This window comes from Steroidobacter sp., from assembly GCF_016790065.1.
In the GTDB taxonomy this organism is placed as follows: domain Bacteria; phylum Pseudomonadota; class Gammaproteobacteria; order Steroidobacterales; family Steroidobacteraceae; genus Steroidobacter.
This window is the reverse complement of the sequence record NZ_JAEUPY010000164.1, coordinates 1-22027: the sequence shown is the minus strand read 5'-3', so window position 1 is coordinate 22027 and position 22027 is coordinate 1. Positions and strand designations below refer to the sequence as shown.

Below are 22027 nucleotides of genomic sequence, written 5' to 3'. Positions count from 1 at the left end.
ATCAGCTCCTTCACGCCCAAGCATAGCGGCAACCTGTGGATTCATCATCAGCTGAGCGAGAACCTGATTCCCGGCGTGGAGCTGAGCTTCGGCCTGCGCTCGGTCAGCGACTTCTACAACGGCACCGGCGCGCAGCTGGTTCGCGGTCCGGGGTACACGGTGCTTCAACTCGGCGGCAGCTATCAGATCACGCCGAAGTATCGCGTGGCGATCAACGTAGACAATCTGTTCGACAAGGACTACTGGGAGAAAGTCAGCGGCGTGCTCCGTCAAAACTTCTTCGGCGAACCGCGCCGGATTTCCGTCTCGCTACGCGGCTCGCTGTAACCCGCGTTATCGGGACGAATCGGGGGCGCTCGCCCCCGGTTCATCTTTCCCCTGAATCGTCCGCGGCCCATGCCGATCTGAGGAATGTTTCATAAGCCTGCGACCACAGGCATACTTGTGGCCAACGCAAACACCGCGAGACTTGCCGGTTTTGAGCACCCGGTCCGGGTTCCGACGAGCGGCATCTGACATCGTCGCACGCCCGGGTGCCCTGAAGTTTCGCCGCAGGGTTCGAGTGAGTTTTAGGCGGCATCCACCGTATTACTAAGACGCAGGAGCCATTGGCTATGACGACGCCTTCCCAGAATCCCAACCCCTATGCTCCGCCGCAGGCCGAGGTGCGAGACGCGGTCGCTGAGCCTGAGGCCGAGTTGGCCGGGCGCGGTACGCGCTTTGGCGCCGCCTTCCTGGACGGCATCATCGGCTTGGTCCTGGTCGGTGCGCCAGTGCTGGTCGGCACCGACTTCAATGCAATGGCCACCGGCGACATCTACCAGGCAATCAGCGGCGTGGGTTACACGCTGGGCGGCATCGGCTTTCTGGTGCTGATCGGCATCACCGCATATCTGGTGCATCAGAACGGCCAGACCATCGGCAAAAAGATTCTGGGCATCAAAGTCGTGCGCACCGACTATTCGCGCGCGTCGCTGGGTCGCATCTTCTGGCTGCGTAACGTGGTGAATGCGTTGCCGGGCGTGATTCCGTTCGTCGGCAATCTGTACGGCCTGGTGGATCATCTTTTCATTTTCAACGATCGTCGCCAGTGCGTGCACGACAAGATCGCCGATACCCTGGTCGTCAAGGCTTAACATTCGAATGAGCGCAGCGTCGCCCGTCGCCGGGCCCACGGCTCCGACGACGGGCACGGATGCGTTAGATACCGTGGTGTCTGCGGAGACACCCGAAGGCATCCTGATCGAGTTGCGTCCCGCGGGCCTCAGTGCCCGCGCCTACGCTTTCGCCATCGATCTGATGATCCGTATGGTGGTACTGAGCGTCATCGCCGGCATCACCGAGCCCATGCAAGGCGTCGGCTTGGCGGTGCTGCTGATCGCGATGTTCGTTTCCGAATGGCTGTATCCGGTGTTGTTCGAGCTGAGCGGCTGGGCCGCAACCCCCGGCAAGCGCGTGGTCGGCCTCACCACCGTGATGGACAACGGCTTGCCGATTACCCCGGCCGCCTCTTTCACCCGCAACCTGCTGCGAGTCGCCGACTTCCTGCCGCTGGCCTATGGGTTTGCCATCGTTTGTATGTTGACGCGGCGTGATTTCAAACGCCTCGGTGACGTCGCCGCCGCAACCCTGGTGGTTTACCGGCCGCGACCGGCGCCGAAGATCGGCTTGAGTGACGTGGAGCCGATTGCTCCAGCGTTGCCGCTGGCCCTTCGCGATCAAAGCGCGCTGATCGCGTTGGCGGTGCGTGCCCACGACGTCACTCAAGAGCGGCTCGATGAGCTCGCCGCCATCGCCGCGCCTGTCACTGGCGATACTGGTAGCGGCCCCGCCGTTACGCGCCGTGTCTTGGGTGTCGCTCGCTGGCTGCTTGGATGGCGTTGATGACACCGGTTCAATTCGAGAATTTGTATCGCGACGATTGGGACGAGCTGGACCGCCTGCTCGGCGCCGTCCGTGGCGTTCGCAAGGAAAAGGAACCGATCCCGGGCGAACGAGTCGCGGCCTTGTATCGTCGCACCTGCGAGCATCTCGCGTTGTCTCGTGCCCGCGCCTATCCCGCTTATCTGGTCGATCGTCTCGAGCAGCTCACCTCCGAAGCGCACCAGGCGATCTATCAACAGCGCGATTTCGGTTTACGCCGGCTGTACGCGCTGGTGGCGGTCGATTTTCCGCAAGCAGTTCGCAGACATTCGAATTACGTTTGGCTGGCAACCGCGGTGTTCGTGCTGCCCACGCTGATTCTGGGGTTGCTGGTGTACTTGCGGCCCGAGCTGATCCTGTCCGTGGTCGATGCGCAAAGCGCCGCCGAGTTCGAGCGCATGTACTCGGGCAACGAAGAGGCCATCGGTCGGCTGCGCGATGCCAACACCGATTGGGCCATGTTCGGCTATTACATCCGGCACAACATCGGCCTGGCCTTCCAGTGCTTTGCCAGCGGCTTGCTCGCCGGCCTCGGCAGCTTGTTCTTCCTGGCCTACAACGGCGCATTCTTCGGCGCGCTCGCGGGCTATCTCACCCAGCGCGGTTTCGGCGAAACGTTTTATTCCTTCGTGGTGACCCATGCCGCGTTCGAATTGACGGCCATCGTGCTGGCCGGTGCCGCTGGCTTGCGCATCGGACATTCGTTGCTCGCCCCCGGACGACTCACTCGCCGACAAGCGCTAGTCGCCGCGTCCCGCGAATCCGTTGTGATCATCTACGGCGTCACCGCGCTGTTGCTGATTGCCGCCGCGGTCGAGGCCTTCTGGTCTTCTGCGCGATGGATCCCACCGCTGATGAAGTACGGCGTCGCGGCGATTTGCTGGATAAGCGTGCTTGCCTACCTCACCCTGCAGGGCCGCCGTGCGGGTTGAAGCGTTTTCCATTCGTCTGCGCCGACGCGGCAAGATCGAGGCGACCGACCTCGGCATCCGGCTGTGCCAGCAAGCAGCGCGCTCGGTGTTCGCCTGCTATCTCAGGATTTACGTCCCGGTTCTGTTGTTGGCCATCGCGTCATTCGAGCTGGCGTACTGGGCGCCGACCTTGGTGATCTGGTGGGCCAAGCCCTGGCTCGACCGCAGCGTGCTGTTCGTGTTGTCGCGTGCCGCGTTCGGACAGACCACGACGTTTCGGGATCTGTGGCAAGCCCAACGAGACGTTTGGTGGCGGCAGCTGCTGGTGACGTTGACCTGGCGTCGACTGTCGCCGTGGCGCTCGCTGACACAACCGGTGTATCAACTCGAAGGTCTGTCGGGATGGAAACTGCGCAAGCGCGTGGTGCAAATTCGCGGCGACCATCGCAACACCGGCTTGTTGATCACCACTGCGTTTAGTTTGGCCGAGCTGGCGCTGTGGAGCGCGCTCCTGTCGTTGGCACTCTGGTTCGTGCCAGGCGAACAGCAGTTCAACTGGACCGCGATGTTTCTGGAAAACGAACACCCCGGACAATTGGCTTCGTACGTCACCTTCGGTGCCTATGCGGTGATCGTGGCGTTTCTCGAACCGTTCTATGTAGCGGCGGGATTTGCGTTGTATCTGAATCGGCGCGTCGAGCTGGAAGCATGGGATGTCGAACAGGAGTTGCGCCGTGCGTTCACGCGCTAAAGCAACCTGGCTCGCTCTCATCGCACTAGCCGGTGTTGGCGTCATGGCGACGTTGGCGGCGCCGACCACCGCGCACGCCGCAATCGACGACACCGAAGTCCTGGACGCGCTCGAGGAGGTCCGCAAGGATCCCAACATTTCTCCGGAACGTAAGGTACGCACGCTCAAGTGGGCAGGCGAAGACAAACCGGAAGAACGCAAGCCGACGGTCTCGGTGCCCTGGCTCCGCGGCCTGTTTGAATGGATCGCCGGCATGAGCCGACTGATCCTGTGGATCGGCATCATCGTGGTGCTCGGCCTGATCGTGCTATTCATCAAGCGCGTCGTCAGCGGTGCGTCCTACACCAAGCAAGTGCGTGCGCCGGATGCGCCTACTCACGTGCAAGAGCTGGATATTCGTCCCGAGAGTCTGCCCGATGAGATCGGCACGGCGGCCCTGGCCTTGTGGGAACGCAATGATCATCGTGCCGCGTTGGCCCTGCTCTATCGCGGTTTGTTATCGCGGCTGGTGCATGTCCATGGCGTGGCGATTCGCGAGTCCACTACGGAAGCGGATTGCCTGAAGCTCGCGGTCCCTCGGCTGCAATCCGAAGTAGCTCAATACGCCTCCATGCTGGTTCGCGTTTGGCAGCATGCGGTGTATGGCGCACGCGAACCCGCCGCTGATGAGATGCAAGCGCTGTGTACGCGCTTCGACCGCTCCTTCCCGGCACAACCCGTTGGTGGTGCATCGTGAAGGGCAGCCACGTCGTCACCGCGGCCGTGCTCATCGTGATCGCGCTCATAGGCGCCTGGATCGCGCGTAACACCTATTGGGACGAAGCAACCGTGCCCTTGCCGATGAAAGGCGAGGCACTGACCAACTCGATGTATGCCGCGCAGAAGTTGGCTGAGAAACTCGGCGTGACCGCTCAATCGCAGCGTCGTCTGGATCAGATGCCAGAACCGAACGCAGTGATTTATCTGTCGTATTGGAATTGGGACTTGATCCAAAGCCGCCGCGAACAGTTGCAGCGCTGGGTCGAAGCCGGTGGCCGGCTCGTCGCCGATCGCTCGCTGATCGGTGGCGAAGTCGCGCTCAAACAGTGGGCAGGTGTCGAGCGCGCTGAGTCCCCCGAGCCAGAAGAGCACACCAGCGCTTCCGACGACTCAGACATCGACGCGGGCTGCGCCGATCTGGACACAGAAACGATTGCGCTCGTCCCAAGCACCAAGCAAGCGTCGTATTACGTGTGCGGTCTCGCCCCTGGCAGCTGGCTAACGACCAGTCGACGGGCGTCGTGGCTACTGAGCGACGGCGACGAAATGCAAGCGGTACGCATGGACATAGGCAGTGGCAGCTTCACGTTGATCAACGCCACCGCCTTCGAGAGTCGCAACATCTTCCTGGGCGACAACGCATTGCTGTTCATTGCGGCAACACGCCTCGAACGGGGCGACCACATTTATTTCCTGTCCGAAGAAAAGAGCGCCTCACTGCTGGAGCTGATTTGGAAACACGGTGCGGCCGTGGTTCTACTATCGCTGGCCGTCATCGCGCTCGCCCTGTGGCGCGGTAGCCTGCGATTCGGCCCGCCCGCAGGTGTCCCCGATCCGGCGCGTCGTTCGCTGGCCGAACAAATCGTCGGCACCGGCCGCTTCACGTTGCGCTTCGGTAGCGGTCGAGCGTTACATGCCGCAACGGTACGAGCGCTGCACGAGACAGCGCATCGTTATTTGTCGGGCTACGAGAGCATGGCGGCCGAGGCTCGCGTTGCCGCTCTCGCAAAGAACACGGGGCTGGACGAGTCCAGCCTGGCCGAAGCAATCAACTACACCGGCTCGCGTAAGGCGGGCGAACTGCGCAAAGTCGTAGCGCTGCTGGAAACGGCGCGACGAAGTATTTCCTGAGGAGCGATACATGCAAGTCGAGGCGAACACCATTACTCGCGCGGCCGAACTGCTGGGACGCCTGCGTGAGGCCATCGGCCAGGCCCTGGTCGGCCAGGAAGCCGTCGTCGAGCAGGTGGCCGTTGCGTTGGTCGCAGCCGGTCACGTGTTGATCGAAGGCGTACCGGGACTCGGCAAGACGCTACTGGTGCGAGCCTTGGCGCAAGCACTCGCCCTGCCTCATGCACGCGTGCAATTCACACCTGACATGATGCCTTCGGACATCACCGGCCACGCCGTCATCGATCCGGCAACGCGCGAATGGCGTGTGGTGCGCGGCCCGATCTTCACTCACATCCTGCTCGCCGATGAAATCAATCGCGCGCCGGCGAAAACCCAAAGCGCGTTGCTCGAAGTGATGCAGGAATCGCAGGTGACGCTCGAAGGCCAAACCTTGGTGCTGCCGCGGCCGTTCATGGTGCTGGCCACGCAGAACCCGGTGGAGACCGAAGGCACGTATCCGCTGCCGGAAGCGCAGCTCGATCGTTTCTTGCTCAAGATCGAAATCGGCTATCCGACCGCTGCTGAAGAAGTGGCCGTGGTGACGCGCACGACTGGCAATCAAGTCGGCGATCAACTGCCACTGGTCAACGTCAAACCCTGCTTGAACGAGAAAGCCGTGCTGGGCTTGCAACAGATCGCCGCTCATCAGCGCGTCGATGATTCCATCGCCGAGTATGCGGTGCGCATCGTGCGTGCTACACGCGAGTGGCCGGGACTCGCCATCGGCGCCGGTTCTCGTGGCGCCATCGCATTGGTGCGAGCAGCGCGTGTCGTTGCGTTGATCGACGGTCGCGACTTTGTGACGCCGGATGATCTCAAGCGCATCGCGTTGCCAGCACTTCGCCACCGTGTAGCTCTCACGCCGGACGCCATGCTCGAAGGCCGCAAGCCAGATGACTTGCTGAACAACGTCATCGACAGCGTCGCCGCTCCACGCGCGTAGTTCATAAGCCATGCGCTTGCGACTCATCCCAGGCAAAGCAACCATCGGCGCGTTCGCCACCGGTGCGGTCGCCGTATTGATCGGGTTGCTCACTCGCCTGTCGACCCAAGAAGCCGCCGTCATGGCGGCGCTATGGGCCGGCGTGTCGGTGCTGGCAGCGGGCGTCGACTATTGGCTCACCCGTCGAGAGTGGCGAGCATCGAAAGCTCAGTTGATCCGCACATTGCCGCCAGCCTTCGCGCTGGGCGTCAAGAAGACCGTGCATCTGGCGTTATCGCTCGAAGGCGAGCGCACCTGGAACTGCCAGCTGTACGATCATGTCGATGCGACGTTGCTGACCGAAGGCATTCCTGCCGATGTCACCTTGAGTGGCGGACAACGCGCCGATCTTTCCTATCAAGTCACTCCCACCCGCCGCGGCGTGGTGCACTTCGCGCCTGCTGATGTGCGCATTCGCTCTTTGTGGAATTGGTGGGAATTGATGGAGCGACTCGGCGACGACCAGCATTGCCGCGTCTATCCCGACTTCGCCCAAGTGTCGCGCTATGCCTGGCTTGCGGGCGACCGGCGGCTGTCGGAGATCGGCATCAAGACGTTCCAGCAACGCGGCGAAGGCACGGACTTCAAACAACTCTCGGAGTACCGCAGCGGCGATCCTGTACGTCACATCGACTGGCGCGCCACGTTGCGCTTCGAAAAGCTCATCGTTCGTGAGTTTCAGAGCGAGCGCGATCAGTGCGTGCTACTGCTCATGGATTGCGGTCGACGCATGCGAGCGGACGACCGCGTCGGCGCCATCGGTTCATCGCATTTCGATCAGGTGTTGAACGCGGTGATGTTGCTCTCGTATGTCGCGCTCAAACAGGGCGACGCGGTCGGCGCGCTGACATTCGGCACACCGCCGGGCGAACAGCATTGGTTCCCGCCCCGCAAAGGCGCAGCGACATTGAATGCATTGATGGGCGAGCTGTACGCCGTGCAGCCGAGCCCTACTCACTCGGATTATTTATCAGCGGCGCGCGACTTGCTGAGTCGCTACAACAGACGCGCACTGGTCGTGCTCATCACCAATTTCCGAGACGAAGACAGCAGCGAGTTCAGCCAGGCCATTACGCTGCTTCGATCGCGGCACTTGGTGCTCACAGCGAGCTTGCGCGAACGGGTGGTACGCGAACTGGCGTCGCAGCCCATTCAGCACGGCGCTGTCGACCACGATCCGCCGCTGGAAATCGCCAGCGCTCATTTATATGAGCAGTCCCGCCGCGATGCCTTGAATCGAATGACGGCCCATCATTCGTTAGTCGTCGATGCCGAGCCTGAACGCCTCGGCATCGAACTCACCAATCCTTATCAGAGCCTGAAACGAGCTGGCGCGAACGAACGCGCCCGCTCAATTACGGCAAGTCGATTACGGCAAGGTTCGAACGACGCGGAAGCCCAGCGTATTGTTCTGGCGCTTCGGATCGTCGCCCGCCCAACGCAGCGCCGAGCGTATCGCCGAGGGCTTGTTGTACCAGCCGCCGCCACGATCGAGTCGACGCACGCAGTCGCCAGTCTCCCAGGCACTACCGTCAGTAGGCGCACCCTTGTAGGTCTCGTTGAAACAGTCCTGCACCCATTCCCACACGTTCCCCGCCGTGTCGTACAGGCCGAACTTGTTGGGCTTGAAGCTGCCCACCGGCGCGGTCTTGGTGACGCCATCGGTGCAGGCATGCAGGGTCCAATCGGGATGCTCGGTCTTCAACGACTGATCGCCGACGTTGCCGAACTCGCAAGCTTTAGCGGACGAGTCGCCCCAGAACCAAGGCGTCGTCGAGCCACCGCGCGCCGCGTATTCCCACTCGGCTTCGCTGGGCAATCGATAGGTTTGGCCGGTTTTCTTGGACAGCCAGCGCGTATAGCCGACGGCCATCTCGAAGTTCACGTTGATCACCGGGCGCCGGCCACGGCCCCAGTCGTCATCGCCCACTGCCTCACAGGCCTTGTCGGCCACGCAAGCGTCCCACTCGTCGAAGGTCACTTCGTACTTGCCAATGGCGAATGGCTTGGCGAAGGTCACCGCGTGTTGCGGCGACTCGTTGTCGTTGTGGTCCGGCTCAGTGCTGGGCGAACCCATCAGGAACTTGCCCGCCGGCACGACCACCAGTTCGGGGCAGTCAGGGCAATCCTTGTTGTCCTTGCCTTTGAAGGTGGGCGCGGCGTTGGCCATGCCTGCCGCCAGCAACAACAGACACCCCAATCCCAGCTTCCGCTCGATTCTCATTGCTTTTGCACCGTGACTGACCAGGGCGTCGAGCCTACTCGATCAGTCGCGGCGGACGGAAGGTAAAAGTGGATAACGCTACAACGCGACGCCGGAGTCGCCGGCCAGCATGCCATCCACATCCAGCAGCAACACCATGCGCTCGCCCAGCGTCGCCAGCGCCGGCACGCTGTTGCGATCGGACAGGGTGATGCCCGGCGGCGTCGCGCGAATGTCCTTGGCACTCAAGTCGGCCACGTCGGAAACCGCGTCCACCACCAAGCCGAAATCACGCTTGCCTTGGGCGCTGACGACGGTCAGCACGATGATGACGGTGGTCGCCGTCTCGGTGACTCGCTCCAATCCCAGCCGCGCCCGCAGATCGATCACCGGCACGATCGAGCCCCGCAGGTTGAGCACCCCCAACACATGCGACGGCGTTTCGGGCACGGCGGTGACCGGCGACCAGCCGCGAATCTCCCGCACCCGTTGAATGTCGACGCCGAAGACTTCTTGATCCAGATGAAACGTCAGAATCTGTCCGGGCGCCGCCGCCCCGCCGTTTACAGAACTCAAGCTACTCTCCAGAGCGTTGCACTTCGCCAGCTGAGTCTCGCCGCCGCCGCTGGTATTGGCAACGGGTCAGATCTCGTTCCAGGCAAAGTCTTAGAGCGAATCCAGGCGCGCTACCCGGCCACCGCCCGCTTGCTGCGCTGGTTGTTGAGCTCTTCGGCCACTGCCCAGGCGACGTAGTCGATGCGTTGTTCGCGCAGGCCGGAGATGTTGATGCGTCCATCGCCAGCCATGTAAATGTGTTTGTCTTTACGCAAACGCTCGACTGACTCCGGCGCTACATCCAGCATGGAGAACATGCCTCGCTGACGCGTGATGTGAGCAAACTCTCGTCCTGGGCAAGCCAGCGTGAGTGCTTCGGTCAGTGCATTCCGCAAGCCGCCGATGCGCTCGCGCATCTTGGACAGTTCTTTACGCCACTGCGCGGCGAACTTCGCATCCTCGAGAATGCGAGCGACGATGGCGGCGCCGTGATCCGGTGGCATCGAATAGATGCCGCGAGCAATCTTGCCGAGGTTGGCCGCAGCGGCCGTTGCATCTCGCGAACCCTCAGCGACCACGATCAACGCACCGACACGTTCGCGATACAGGCCAAAGCTTTTGGAGCACGACACAGCGATCAGCACTTCGGGAAGCTTCTCGGAGAGGATGCGAGCACCGGCGGCGTCTTCATCCAAGCCGTCGCCGAGTCCCTGATAAGCGAGATCGACGAACGGCACCAAGCGACGCGCACTCAGCACATCAGCCAGCTGGTGCCACTGCGCTTGCGATAGATCGGCGCCGGTTGGGTTATGACATGCGCCATGGAGGAGCACGATGGTGCCGGCAGCCTGCGAGTTCAGCGAGTCGAGCATACGTTCGAACTGCACGCCACCCGTCGTAACGTCGTAGTAGGGATAGCGTTGGATCTGCAGGCCGGCACTGCTCAACAACGGAATGTGGTTGGCCCAGGTCGGATCGCTCACCACCAACGAGGCGGCGGCATTGGCCTTGTGAATCAGCTCGGCGCCGATGCGCAGCGCGCCGCATCCACCCGGTGCCTGAACAGTACGTGCGCGACCATCGCGAATCGCAGCGTGCTTCGCGCCCAATACCAGGGCAGCGATGGCTTCGTTGAAGCGTTCGTTGCCGGCTGGCCCGAGATAGGCCTTGGAGTCCTGCTCGTTGACGAGTCGCTGTTCAGCGGCCTTGACCGTATCGAGCACGGTGGTGACGCTGCGCTCGTCCCGGTATACACCGACGCCGAGGTCGACTTTCTCTGCTGAGGGATCGTTACGAAAGGCGGCAATCAAGCCGAGGATGGGATCCTCAGCAGGCAGATCGAGGCTGGCGAACATGGACTATTCTCTTTGCGGATGCTCGCCGCCCGCTGCGGCGAAACGGTGCGCCAGAATAGTTCACGGGAGCGAGTGGAAAGCTGCAAAAAACCGAGCGCCAAGGCGCCAATTTGGCGATGTTGGCCGAGCAACAGCGCCTGATTAGCGGAATGCACCAATAGGGCAAAAGCAGCGGCCAGCGTACAAAACCAGGCGCCCCCTCTTGTCTTACTGGGGGCCAGCTCTATGCTGTGGCCCAGCAGCACGGAAGTGCTAGCAAAGAAGTATGCACGCAGCCCATCACCCCATTTTCGTGATCCTATCGATCCTCACCGCGTGGTTTGGATCCTGGACCGCATTGGACCTGTTCCGTCGCGTGCGGGCGCATGGCGGCGCCTGGCAACTCGGCTGGATCGTGGCGGCCGGCGTGGCCATGGGCCTGAGCATCTGGTCCATGCACTTCATCGCCATGCTCGGCTTCAATCCCGGCAGCGAAGTGCGCTACGACGTGAGTCTCACGTTGTTGTCGTTGGCACTCGCCATGGCGACCACCGCATTCGCTTTTTTCTTTTCAGCGCGCCAACAGGGAGCCCCACGGCAACTGTTATGCGGCGTCATCATGGGAGCAGGCATTTGCACCATGCATTATGTCGGCATGGCGGCGCTGATCACCGAGGTCACGCTCAGCAACGACCCGATCTTCGTGACCATCGCATTCGTGATTGCGGTGAGTGCCTCCACCAGTGCGCTGGTGATGGCAGCGCGCGAAACTACGATCGGCCAACAAGTGCTCGGTGCGTTGGCGCTCGGTTTCGCCATCGTCGGCATGCACTACTCGGCCATGATGGGCGTGCAAATTCATTCGGAAAGCATTCATCACATCGTGCCCTCCGGCGCCGATGTCATCATGCTGGCCGTCGGCGTGGCGGCCGGAACGTTTTTTATCTTGTTGCTGACCTTGATTGCCGCGCTCTACGACCGACGCGTCGAAGCAATGGCACTGCGCGAGGCCTTGCGTAGCGAGCATCAACTGCGCGCCATCCTCGACAATCTTCCCATCGGTGTGCTGGTTGCCGCCTCACCATCCGGCGAAATCCGCTTCGCCAACGTGGAAGCGCAACGACTATTGGCCAAACCTGTCGGCTCGCAGGCACTGTGGGATCAGCCGTTGGCAGGCAGCGTCATCGACAACACCGGCGAACGGTTGCTGCCGGAGAACTATGTTCTGTACAAGGCGATGGCTGAGAACCGTCGCATCGAGCCGCAGGTACAAGCCTATCGTCGGGCCAACGGCGAGCTGGCGCATTTCGAAGTCACCGCGGCGCCGATCGAGGATCGTGGCGAACCGACGCTCGCGGTGGCCGCGTTTCAGGATGTCACCGCCAAGTTGCAGGCCGATCAGCGGGTCAACGACGCGGTGGCTGCCAAGGCGGAAGCCGAAGCGGCGCTGATGCACGCACAACGTCTGGATGCGCTGGGCCGGTTGACCGGTGGCGTCGCGCACGACTTCAACAATCTGCTGACCGTGGTCATCGGCGCGCTGGACGTGATCCTGCAGCACCCCGAAAACGCGGCTCGACGTAAACGATTGGGCGAAGCGGCGTTGGCCGCCGCACGTCGTGGCGAACGACTGACCGCGCAGCTGCTCGCGTTCGCACGCCGCCAACCGTTGCAACCGCAGGCCTGCGACTTGAATGAACTGATCCGCGAATCCGAGCCGCTGTTGAGACGCGCAACTGGCGAATCGCTGTCGGTGAAGCTGAAGTTGTGCGAGCAAGCCGCCATCGCACTCATCGATCCGACGCAGTTCGAAGCCTCGTTGTTCAATCTATTGGTGAATGCCGCCGATGCCAGCCCGCCGGGCAGCGAGATCGTGTTGCAAACCCAGCTCACCGAGGTGGCCTCGGGCGAGTTGCCCAATCTCGCGTCGGGACGCTACGTGCAAGTGACGGTGTCGGATCGCGGCGCCGGCATGAGCGAAGATATCTTGAGCCGCATCTTCGAACCTTTCTTCACCACCAAGGCGCCGGGCAAAGGCACCGGGCTGGGGTTGAGTCAGGTACATGGCTTCGTCCGCCAATCCGGCGGTGAAGTGCAAGTGCAAAGCGCAGTGGGCGAAGGAACGTCGTTCAGTGTGTATCTACCCATCGGCACCGCCGTTGCGCTACCTGAAACTAGCGCCGACACGCCGCCGCCCGCACCGGCTTTGTCATTGAACATTCTGTTGACCGAAGACGACGCTTCAGTGGCCGGTATCGTGGAAGTCATGCTGGCCGATCTTGGTCACAAGGTAACTCGCGCGGCCAACGCAGATGAGGCACTGCATCTCCTGCGTTCAGATACGCACATCGATGCGCTGCTGAGCGATGTTGTGATGCCTGGCGGAATGAATGGCGTGGAGCTGGCCAAGCGCGCGCAACAGCTGCGGCCGCAACTGAAAATCCTGCTGAGTTCAGGCTATGCCGGCGAGGCACTCGATGCATCGCTGGCACACAGCGCTTGGCCTTTCCTTAGAAAACCCTACCTGGCCAGCGAATTGGCCGACGCGCTCGCCCGCCTGAGACCGGCCGGCGATCATGATCAGACCCCCAGCCGCCGCCAGGCCTGAAACACCTGCTGAAAGTGACCTTATTTTCGCCGATTCCCGACTGACGTTGTGACCGGTGCCGAGTACATTCGGGCAGCCGAAACGGCCAGGTCACAAACAGGAATCGACAATGAGTGTCACGAATCGGAACTCGATGCGGATTGCGGGGATGTTGGCGTTGCTGTCGTTCGCAGCGGGCAATGCTCTGGCAGGCGATATCAAAGTCACATTGACCGGCGAGTATGAAGTGCCCGCCGTGACGACCAAAGCCACCGGCAGCGGCACCATCACCATCAAGGACGACAAGACGGTGACCGGCAGCGTCACCACCAAGGAACTGGTCGGCGTTGCCGCTCACATTCATGTGGCGCCGGTCGGCAAGAATGGCCCACCGGCCATCACGATGACCAAGACGGCGGACAATGTTTGGAGCGTGCCCGAAGGCTCCAAGCTCAGCGATGAACAGTACGCGGCATTCAAGGCCGGCGACTTGTATGTGAACGTGCACAGCGCTGCCAATAAGGGCGGCGAAATCCGCGGCCAGCTCAAGCCCTGAAACAACGCCACGCCGACGGTCCGTAATGTCACCGCCGGCGTGACGGCTTAGTCACATAACGAGGCCACTCGCTCTCATAACTATCCGTCGTTGGACATCGACCGACGCAAACAACAATGTTTGCTGACATCTCGATAGTTCAACGGGATATTCAAACGGGAGCGATAGTGATCGAGCGTCTCACATCGCGCGCCGCCAGCGGCGCGCTGCTTTTCATCCTGACCACCACTGCCACGCTGGCCGCCGACGACAAGGTCGAGCAAGTCGTGGTCACCGGCCGGCGTATTTCTGAAGCCTCCGTCGCCATCGGCACGGATGCCATCAGCAACACCATCTCGGTCACGCGTGAAGCGCTGCTGTCCGCGCCGTCAGGCATCTCCGGTTTGAAAATGCTGGAGTCGCTGCCCGGCTTCAACGTACAAGCCAACGACGCGTTGGGCTTGTACGAATTCGGCAACTCAGTGTTCGTACGCGCCTTCAATTTTCAACAGATCGGCTTCCTGTTGGATGAGATTCCCATGGGCCGCTCCGATCAGTTCGGCGGCAGTCCGATCTTCCGCTACGTAGACAATGAGAACCTCGGCCGCGTCGCCGCCTCTCAAGGCGCCGGCGATGTTTCCAAAGCCAGTTACGCTTCGCTCGGCCCCATCGTTCAATACTTGAGCGTGGACCCGGCGGATGAGTTTGGCATCACGCTCGCGCAAACCATCGGCAGCGACGACTTGCGCCGCTCCTTCATCAAGATCGAAAGCGGCGAGATCGGCGGTTTCTCCGGTTACCTGAGCCGTTCCAAAATCGACGGCGATTTGTGGCGCGGCCCTGGCACGGTCGATCGCGAACACATCGAGGCCAAGGCGCGCTACCAGTTCAGCGACACGCACGACCTTACGTTCCAGGCCGTGTACAACGACTTCTTCGACTACGACACGCCGTCCATCACCAAGGCGCAGTACGCCGGGGCTGCGAATGATTTGTTCGGCCGTCGTGGACGTTACTTCTCGTACCTGGGCTACGTGCCCGATCTGGCGCCCAGCGTGGCGGGCGTGCCCTACTCCGCCACCGCTCACAACCAGTACTACCAGCAGGCCATCAATCAACGCACCGACTATCTCTTCGGCCTCACGGATCGTGCACAGCTCAGCGACAATCTGCGACTGACGACAGCGGTTTATTACGAAGACAAGGAAGGTTACGGCGTGTCGCCTGAAGCTTATGCGACGTCGATCGCGCGCTATAACTCTGAAGTCGCCACCGTGCCCGGCTTATTCGCGCCACGCGGCCTGCAGTACGGACTATCGACCATCGCCGGCGATCGTCGCGGTATCAGCACGCGGCTGGAATATGAAGTTGGCATTCATACGCTGAGTGTCGGCGCCTGGTACGAAGTGGACGACTATCACCGTACCCAGGCCCGTTACAACCAGGTGGGCGGCAATCCCGCCGGCCGACCGCTGCTCAATGAGCCGGTTCATTTGCAACGCGACCACACCTCACAGCGCGACTCGCTGCAATTGTTCGTGAAGGACACGTTGTCGTTGCTGGATGATCGCCTGCAACTGGAGCTGGGTTTCAAAGCCCTGAACCTCGATTACGAGATCGAAGGTTTCCGTAACGCGGCTGACTACATCGCGCAACGTCGCGCTCGCATCACCGACAGCTGGGACGACGCGTTCCTGCCGCAAGTCGGCGCTGTGTTCTCGTTGAATGCCACCGACCAGCTATTCGCATCCTTATCGGAAAACCTGGCATTGCCTCGCGGTGCGGACGACGTGTTCGCTGGCCCCGACAATCCCACTGTGATTCAGAGCCTGGATGCTGAGACCTCGAGAAACGTCGAGATCGGCTTCCGTACCAATCGGCCGACATTCAACGCCGCGCTCGCGATCTATCAAACGTCGTTCGAGAACTTCCTGCAGGCCTACAGCGTCTCCGTGCCGGGCGGCGGCGGGCGCACTGAGACGTTCTACGCCAATGTCGGCGACGTGGAAGCGTACGGCGCCGAGTTGAGCGGCGTGTGGAAGCCGCACCTGTTGCAAGAGAAGGTGTATTTCAACGCCAACTTCACTTACAACGTGGCCGAGTTCCAGGATGACTACGCCACCAACAATCTGAACACCGGTGGCTCGCTGGCTCGACTGCAGATCGAAGGCAATCGTCTGCCGGATAACGCCAAGTACGTGCTGCAGTCGGGCGTAACGTTCGAGCCGTTGTCGTGGCTCATCGTGAACCTGTCGGCGCGTTATCTGAGCAGCCGCTACAGCGACTACCTGAACGCGGAACAGATCGGCGGTTATACGATCTATAACGCGTATGTAGACGTGGGCGGTGAAGGCTTGAACATCGGGCCGGTGCGCGACCTGAAGCTGCGCTTCAACGTCGACAACCTCACCGACAAGGACTACTTGGGCACCATCAATACCGTAGTCACTGGCAACGGCAGCTTCCGTCCGGGGCCGGATCGCACCTATCAGGCGACGCTCACTGCGAGCTTCTAAGACGAACGAGCCCGCGCTGTCGCCGTCATTGCAGTGACGGCGGTCCAGCGCCCCGCCCGAGTCAACCAATCCAATCGCATGCTCATTTGTTCTCGTACGCTTCGGGGCCGGGCGGTTCCGCCGGCAACGGCTCGTTATACCCGAAACCGCGATTGCCATCGGGCCCGATCACGCCCGCGCCCGGGCCGATCAGCGCGCCCGACAAATTGCTTTCGTTGCAGGCATATTCTTTCTGACCCAGACCTTCGTCGGCACGCACCCAGGTGCGCTTGAACAGGAACGGGCGCGAGTAATACTTCAGATCGGTGACCGTCATCTCCAAGTTCAAATGATGATAGTCGGGCCGGGTCCAGCGCTCGATCACCTGAGTCTGATCGCTGGTGGGATTGCCGTTTTCATCCAGCCAGATCCGCTCTTTGGCACTGTCCTTCAAGCCCCGGGTTTCGATGACCAGCGTCTCGCCTTCCCAATGCGCGATGGCATGGCCGAAGTACAACGGCTCGAGCTGCGTCGCGTGCTTGAGCTTCGGATCGATACTTACCAAGCGATACGTGTTGTAGTTGTACGTGGTCGCGAGTCGCGCCGGCGTATGCAGAATCTCGAACGGCAGGCCGCTGCCGTTGTGGCGAGGAATACCGCCGAGAATGCACTGAGCCTCCGGATCCACCGTGTGGTTCTGGGAATAGATCAGCGCTCGCTTGCCCACCTCATTGAAGGGCAGGATGAAGTTCGGCTCGTCCTTGCCGAGATTGCCGCCCGGCTTGCCCTTCTCTCGCACCGGCCGCCAGAAACCACTGAGATCCGGTTTGCCGTCCAGGCCGATGGGTGTTGGCTGCTTCGGTCCGTCATAGCCCTGACCGCGCATCAACGCCGATGTTTGATCTTCGTCCGCTGCCTTCTTGGGCGGCGGTGTTTGCGCCAGCGCCAGGATCGCTACCCACGAGAGCAAGGCGCCGCCGGCAATACGATGAATGTTGGACATGTGACTTCTCTCAACGCTTGGCGGCGGTAGCAGGCGGCGGCGGCACATCGGATGGCTTGGGCTTGTTAGGCCGGAACAGCCAATAAGCCGTGCCCCGCGAGGAGTCCACCGAGCCGAACGGCAAGTCAGGCAAGAGTTGATTGTTGGGACCGTAACCGCGATTGCCGTTGGCACCGATGACGCCCGGACCCGGCTCGAGATGATTCACGATCCAAGGCGTGTTCCATTCGCACGAGAATTCCTTGAGCGACTCACCCGGCCCGCCGAGCACCCAGCTGCGCTTATAAGTGACCGGCTTGGTGTAATAGAGCGGGTCGGTGTAAGTCAGCGTCAGATTCAAATGATGAAAGTCCGGCCGCGACCAACGCTCGACCACGTGCGCCTGGACACTTTGCGGATTGCCGTTGTCGTCCAGCCAGATCCGGCCATCGGCACTGTCGCGAAAGCCCACGGAATCGATCACCAAAGTGTCGCCGTCCCAAGCACCGATGGCATTGCCAAGGTATTCCGGATCCGGATCTTCCTCTTGCTTGCGCCCGTCGAGCCACACCCACCGATGCCAGCTCAACGCATGAAACGTCCCGAGTCGCTTGGGCGTGTGCAGAATCTCGAACGGCAACACGCTGGTCAGCAACCGTGGAATGCCCGTGATGATGCACCTGGCTTCCGGATCCACGGTCTTGGTGAGGTTGTCGTGGAGCACCTGCTGGCCCTGCGCACTGTATGGCAGCTTGAACTTCGGCAGGTCTTTGCCGAGGTTGCCGTCGGGCTTGCCCGGCTCATGCAACAGCTTCCAATAGCCGGTGAGCAGCGGCTTGCCCTGCGCGTCCCGCGGCGTCGCCACTTTCGGGCCGCGATAGTCCTTACCCAACAGCAGCTCCGCCGAGGCCGGGTAACTCTGCGCCAGCGCGACTTGCGCAAAAACCGTCAGAACCGCTGCCAGCATCGGTCGGCGCCAAAAAACAAACATACGCACTCATTCCTCGTTCAGGCTGGTCTGCGAGATGAGCACAAAATACGTGGCACGGTCGCTCCAAGTCATCCACTCGCGGTTCCGTTACTTGTCTGAGCAAGCGAACTCGCCGGTTGTTACCCGAAACAAACTTGATACATGCCCACTCAGAGACCGCGTCACTCTGCGACTTGCGTCGCCGCGCATGTTTTCCGCTCTCGCGCCGCGTCCAACCACTCGTTTGGAGATATGAAAATACTCCGACTTCATTTATCGCCGTGTAATGTTCGGCGTAGGATGCGCGCCCATTGCTGACAGCGCACTAACAATTAGAGACATCACGACGGACACAACGATGAACCTTCGTCACTCGTTACTGCTCGCCACGGCTTGCTCGTCGCTGCTGTTTGCATCGGCACAGGCTCATCACTCTTTCGCAGCGATGTACGACGCCGCCAAGCCCGTGCGCCTGGTCGGCACGCTGACCAAAGTGGAATGGACCAATCCGCACTCCTACTTTCATTTGAACGTGACGGCGAAGGACGGCAGCGTGTCGACCTGGGCCTGCGAAGGCGCCGGCCCCGGCGCGTTGTCTCGCCGCGGCTTCAATAAGAGCGACATCAAGATCGGCGATCAGCTGATCGTCGACGGCTACTTGGCCAAAGCCGGCGGCAAGATCATCGATGCGCGGCGCGTGACGTTGCCGAACGGCAAGATCGTCAGCGGCGGCACTCCCGGCGACGGCGGCCCTGGCGATGCCGCGGGCGCCGGTCGCCCTCCCGGTCAATAACAGTAAGGACGCGCCATCGTGAGAATGCTGATCGCGGACGATGACGCGGACCTGCTCGCGTTGCTGGAGTATTCGCTGAGCGAAGCCGGCTACGACGTGCTGACTGCTGCCGATGGCGCTGCGGCCATCGCGGCGTTCGAAAAGGAAGATCCTGACTTCGCGCTACTGGACGTGAACATGCCTGCGTTCGACGGCCTGCAGGTGTGCCGCGAGATCCGCCGACGCTCCATGATTCCAGTGATGATGCTGACGGCGAGGAACATGGAGGAAGACCTGGTAGCGGCGTTGGATAGCGGCGCCGACGACTTTCTGAGCAAGCCCTTCAGCCCTCGCATCCTGCTAGCACGCATCCGAGCACTGGCGCGCCGGAGTGAAAATCGCCCCGCTGATCTGGTGGAGAGCGGCAACGTGCGTTTCGATCCAGCACAGCGGACAGTGCAAATCGGCGCCGCCGAGCCGGTACGATTGACGGCGCTAGAGCTGCGCGTGGTCGAACTCTTTCTCACTCATCCTGGGCGCACCGTCGTGACGGATCAGCTCACCCGACACTTGTGGGGTCGCGCTACTGGCCACGAGCGCCGCACGCTAAAACAACTCATCTATCGCCTGCGCCACAAGCTGGAAGCCGACCCTTCCGCTCCGCAGACTTTGCTCACCACACCCGGCGCCGGTTATCGGTTCGTGGTCGATACCGGCGCTTGATAACTTCGCGCCTGATAACTTTTTAGGTGCCGGCTAGACCGTTCGCTTCTGTGACTGATATTTCGCCTTGAGTCGACTGACTCCGTGACCGCAGTTGGCTAACGTTCCAACATGCGTCTACGTAATTTGCTCTTGGCCACGGTCGCCACGCTGATCTCCACGACGGCCGTTCACGCCAACGATGCCGACACGGCCGTGAAGTGGCAGTGGCGCGTCGAGCCGAGCGCCGTCAAACCCGGCGAAGACGCTGAGATCATATTCTCGGCCGCCATTCCCGAAGGCTTCATTCTGTATTCCTCGGACTTCTCCGCCGAACTCGGCCCGCGTCCGGCCAAGTTCAGCTACGAAGCCCGCGACGACATCGAAATCAAAGGCCCGATCGCGGCCGTGGAATCCAAGCGCAAGAAAGACAAAGTCTTCGGCAGCGAATACAGCTACTTCGCGAATCGCGCCGAGTTCCGACAGAAGGTGCGCGTGCTGAAGAGCGACACCACGCTCACCGGCCGCATCGACGGTCAGACCTGCCAGGAAAAAGACGGCGTGTGCCTGCTGTTCAAGGAACCGTTCTCGATTCGCCTGAACTAGCGTCGGCTTCTTTCCATCAAGAGCGCGTGCACGCGCCGCCGCCATGTCATTGCTACCCGAGCTGATCCGGCACGTTTACGATTCACCGCTCGCCACCGCGATCCGCGAATCCAACAATCTGTTTCCCATCCTGCAGACGTTTCACATCGTCGGCACCATTCTGCTGGCCGGCGCCATCGCCATTGTGGATCTGACGTTGTTAGGCACGCTGTTTCGAAGCACCGCGCCAGCCACGCTGACTCGTTCGCTGTTGCCGCTGACTTGGTTGGGATTCGGTGTGATGTTGATCAGCGGCGGGCTGCTGTTCATTGCGCAGTCGGCGCGCATCTACACCAACGTGTTCTTGCAGCTCAAGCTGGGGCTGCTGGCCGTCGCGCTATTCAACGTCGGACTGTTTCATGCCACGACGTTTCGTCATGCCTCGCGCTGGCAGAACGCATCTGACGCGCCTGCCAGCGCGAAAGCTTTCGCGGCGATTTCTCTCGTGAGCTGGACAGCGGTTATTGTCACCGGCCGCTTCATCGCCTACTTCTAGAGCGGCCACGCATGTTCTTGTACGACTTCTTCGTGTGGCTCGGCGAAACCGCCATCGGCCGATTCTTGAACGAATCGACGGCGGCCTTTGCCGCCACCGAGTCGTTACACATCGTGGCGCTGTCATTGATCGGCGGCGTCATTCTCGTCACGCACCTGCGCGCACTCGGTGTGACTCTGAAACCCATTGGCGCCGGCGAAGTGTCTCGCACGCTGCAGCCGGTTGCGTACTTGAGCTTGGTCGTTGTTGCCATCTCCGGCTTGCTGCTGGTGGCAGCCGGACCTTTCAAGTACTACACCAACCCGCTGTTTCCCGTGAAGCTGGCACTGTTAGTCGCAGCGCTGATTTCGCAGCGCTGGCTGCATCGATTGGTGACACGCACCGATGCTTCACCCTCGGTTGTGCGCGCTGTTGCCGCCTCCTCTCTAGTGCTCTGGACCGGCGTGGTCATCACCGGTCGCTGGCTGGGCCTCATCTGAGCCCAGCCCTTTGTAACCCGCTTCGTGGGCGCTTCAGTCTAGATACTGCTCCTGACCCGCAAAGCCGATTCGCTCGATACCGCTTCTCTGTGCCATGCCGAGCACTTGTGCGACGTGATCGTACTTCGCTCGCTTATCGGGGCGGACGTGCAATTCTGGTTGAGTACTTTGGGCCGCGGCCGATTGGAAATATTGTTCCAACTGCGCCAAGCCTGGCACCACTGTGCCGTTCCACAGAATCGTGCCGTCGAAGTCGATAGATAAGTTGATAGTTTCGCGCTGGGTTTCTGGCCCCGGGCCTTGAGGCATGTCGAGATTGATACTGTTGGTCATCACCGGCAACGTGATGATGAACATGATCAGTAGTACCAACATCACGTCGATCAACGGCGTGGTGTTCATATCGACCATGAGTTCGTTACCAGCGCCTGAAGAAATAGTCATCGCCATGAACGTCACTCCTTATGTTTGATTACTATCCAGGGAGCTTCGGACAGATTGGGACGGGGTGAAAATAGCTCACGATTTGCGCTGGCGCGCCCAGTAGAAGTCACCAGACTGGGAAGAGAACTCTGGATGTTTTCGGTGGTCTGAGGCTGGAGCGTCCTTCGGACCGGAGCGGAGGCTGGAGACCGGAGGTCAGAGATCGGATGTCGAAGACCGGAGGTCGGAGGTCGGAGTGGAGTCGCGTCGGTGGCTGGCGGGGGCTGTCGGGGAGAAGTGCTCTCCCGGCACCGGCACGGTCGCAGCGCCACTGCGCCGCTCCGCGCACG

Annotated in this window: 22 protein-coding genes and 1 pseudogene; 17 read left to right on the top strand and 6 right to left on the bottom strand. The window is 61.3% G+C overall.

The genetic code is table 11. The features are described from left to right. The 9 genes and pseudogenes from JNL55_RS07030 to JNL55_RS37385 all read left to right on the top strand — a co-directional run. Positions 1-327: TonB-dependent receptor domain-containing protein (locus JNL55_RS07030; protein WP_293851230.1), on the top strand; the 327-nt coding region annotated here is incomplete at its 5' end. Positions 328-614: 287 nt separating this feature from the next. After that, the gene (locus tag JNL55_RS07025) at positions 615-1136 is read left to right on the top strand and encodes an RDD family protein (protein ID WP_293851227.1); all 522 of its coding nucleotides are present in this window, start codon (positions 615-617) and stop codon (positions 1134-1136) included. A 7-nt stretch (positions 1137-1143) separates the two neighbouring features. After that, the gene (locus JNL55_RS07020; protein ID WP_293851224.1) at positions 1144-1884 is read left to right on the top strand and encodes an RDD family protein; all 741 of its coding nucleotides are present in this window, start codon (positions 1144-1146) and stop codon (positions 1882-1884) included. Beyond that, on the top strand, positions 1884-2855 hold the full coding sequence (locus tag JNL55_RS07015) for a stage II sporulation protein M (protein WP_293851221.1): 972 nt from the start codon (positions 1884-1886) through the stop codon (positions 2853-2855). The genes JNL55_RS07020 and JNL55_RS07015 overlap by 1 nt, the downstream gene beginning before the upstream one ends. Next, positions 2845-3585, top strand: a complete 741-nt coding sequence (locus JNL55_RS07010) for a hypothetical protein (RefSeq protein ID WP_293851218.1) — start codon at positions 2845-2847, stop codon at positions 3583-3585. The genes JNL55_RS07015 and JNL55_RS07010 overlap by 11 nt, the downstream gene beginning before the upstream one ends. Further along, entirely contained in the window at positions 3569-4321 is a 753-nt protein-coding gene (locus tag JNL55_RS07005) for a DUF4129 domain-containing protein (RefSeq protein WP_293851216.1), read from the top strand. The genes JNL55_RS07010 and JNL55_RS07005 overlap by 17 nt, the downstream gene beginning before the upstream one ends. Then, a complete protein-coding gene (locus JNL55_RS07000) occupies positions 4318-5475 on the top strand; it encodes a hypothetical protein (protein ID WP_293851214.1) in 1158 nt (385 codons plus the stop codon). The genes JNL55_RS07005 and JNL55_RS07000 overlap by 4 nt, the downstream gene beginning before the upstream one ends. A 10-nt stretch (positions 5476-5485) precedes the next feature. Next, positions 5486-6460, top strand: coding sequence for an AAA family ATPase (locus JNL55_RS06995; RefSeq protein WP_293851212.1), 975 nt, complete (start codon positions 5486-5488; stop codon positions 6458-6460). 10 nt (positions 6461-6470) lie between these two features. Further along, positions 6471-7328: pseudogene (locus JNL55_RS37385) on the top strand (DUF58 domain-containing protein); the annotation flags it as partial. Positions 7329-7868: 540 nt separating this feature from the next. Here the strand turns inward: JNL55_RS37385 and JNL55_RS37380 are convergent. From JNL55_RS37380 to JNL55_RS06980, 3 genes are all read right to left on the bottom strand, one after another. Beyond that, a complete protein-coding gene (locus tag JNL55_RS37380) occupies positions 7869-8576 on the bottom strand; it encodes a formylglycine-generating enzyme family protein (protein WP_415923024.1) in 708 nt (235 codons plus the stop codon). Positions 8577-8801: 225 nt separating this feature from the next. Then, positions 8802-9278, bottom strand: a complete 477-nt coding sequence (locus JNL55_RS06985; protein WP_293851206.1) for a chemotaxis protein CheW — start codon at positions 9276-9278, stop codon at positions 8802-8804. A gap of 110 nt (positions 9279-9388) precedes the next feature. Beyond that, positions 9389-10612: an aromatic amino acid transaminase gene (locus JNL55_RS06980; RefSeq protein ID WP_293851203.1), complete on the bottom strand. Its 1224-nt coding sequence runs from the start codon at positions 10610-10612 to the stop codon at positions 9389-9391. A 265-nt stretch (positions 10613-10877) separates the two neighbouring features. On the opposite strand from JNL55_RS06980, the gene JNL55_RS06975 reads away from it, so the two are divergent. The 3 genes from JNL55_RS06975 to JNL55_RS06965 all read left to right on the top strand — a co-directional run bounded on the left by JNL55_RS06975 (position 10878) and on the right by JNL55_RS06965 (position 16229). After that, a complete protein-coding gene (locus tag JNL55_RS06975) occupies positions 10878-13199 on the top strand; it encodes an MHYT domain-containing protein (RefSeq protein WP_293851200.1) in 2322 nt (773 codons plus the stop codon). A gap of 109 nt (positions 13200-13308) precedes the next feature. Beyond that, the gene (locus JNL55_RS06970; RefSeq protein WP_293851197.1) at positions 13309-13734 is read left to right on the top strand and encodes a CHRD domain-containing protein; all 426 of its coding nucleotides are present in this window, start codon (positions 13309-13311) and stop codon (positions 13732-13734) included. Positions 13735-13850: 116 nt separating this feature from the next. Then, complete coding sequence (locus JNL55_RS06965; RefSeq protein ID WP_415923023.1) at positions 13851-16229, top strand: TonB-dependent receptor domain-containing protein; 2379 nt, start codon at positions 13851-13853, stop codon at positions 16227-16229. A gap of 82 nt (positions 16230-16311) precedes the next feature. Here the strand turns inward: JNL55_RS06965 and JNL55_RS06960 are convergent, their stop codons facing one another. Next, on the bottom strand, positions 16312-17211 hold the full coding sequence (locus JNL55_RS06960) for a hypothetical protein (RefSeq protein ID WP_293851192.1): 900 nt from the start codon (positions 17209-17211) through the stop codon (positions 16312-16314). A gap of 10 nt (positions 17212-17221) precedes the next feature. Then, complete coding sequence (locus tag JNL55_RS06955) at positions 17222-18157, bottom strand: hypothetical protein (protein WP_293851189.1); 936 nt, start codon at positions 18155-18157, stop codon at positions 17222-17224. A gap of 361 nt (positions 18158-18518) precedes the next feature. On the opposite strand from JNL55_RS06955, the gene JNL55_RS06950 reads away from it, so the two are divergent. The 5 genes from JNL55_RS06950 (at position 18519) to JNL55_RS06930 (ending at position 21254) form a co-directional block, all read left to right on the top strand. After that, positions 18519-18953 carry a DUF6152 family protein gene (locus JNL55_RS06950; RefSeq protein WP_293851186.1) on the top strand — a complete coding sequence of 145 codons (435 nt, stop codon included), beginning with the start codon at positions 18519-18521 and terminating at the stop codon, positions 18951-18953. A 24-nt stretch (positions 18954-18977) separates the two neighbouring features. Then, positions 18978-19655: a response regulator transcription factor gene (locus JNL55_RS06945; protein WP_293851233.1), complete on the top strand. Its 678-nt coding sequence runs from the start codon at positions 18978-18980 to the stop codon at positions 19653-19655. 111 nt (positions 19656-19766) lie between these two features. Next, positions 19767-20240, top strand: a complete 474-nt coding sequence (locus JNL55_RS06940) for a protein-disulfide reductase DsbD domain-containing protein (RefSeq protein ID WP_293851183.1) — start codon at positions 19767-19769, stop codon at positions 20238-20240. A gap of 43 nt (positions 20241-20283) precedes the next feature. Next, on the top strand, positions 20284-20775 hold the full coding sequence (locus tag JNL55_RS06935) for a hypothetical protein (RefSeq protein WP_293851180.1): 492 nt from the start codon (positions 20284-20286) through the stop codon (positions 20773-20775). Between the two features lie 11 nt (positions 20776-20786). Continuing rightward, positions 20787-21254 carry a DUF6644 family protein gene (locus JNL55_RS06930; protein ID WP_293851177.1) on the top strand — a complete coding sequence of 156 codons (468 nt, stop codon included), beginning with the start codon at positions 20787-20789 and terminating at the stop codon, positions 21252-21254. Between the two features lie 33 nt (positions 21255-21287). Here JNL55_RS06930 and JNL55_RS06925 read toward each other — a convergent pair whose 3' ends face one another. Next, positions 21288-21704: an ExbD/TolR family protein gene (locus JNL55_RS06925; protein ID WP_293851174.1), complete on the bottom strand. Its 417-nt coding sequence runs from the start codon at positions 21702-21704 to the stop codon at positions 21288-21290. Positions 21705-22027: the final 323 nt, after the last annotated feature.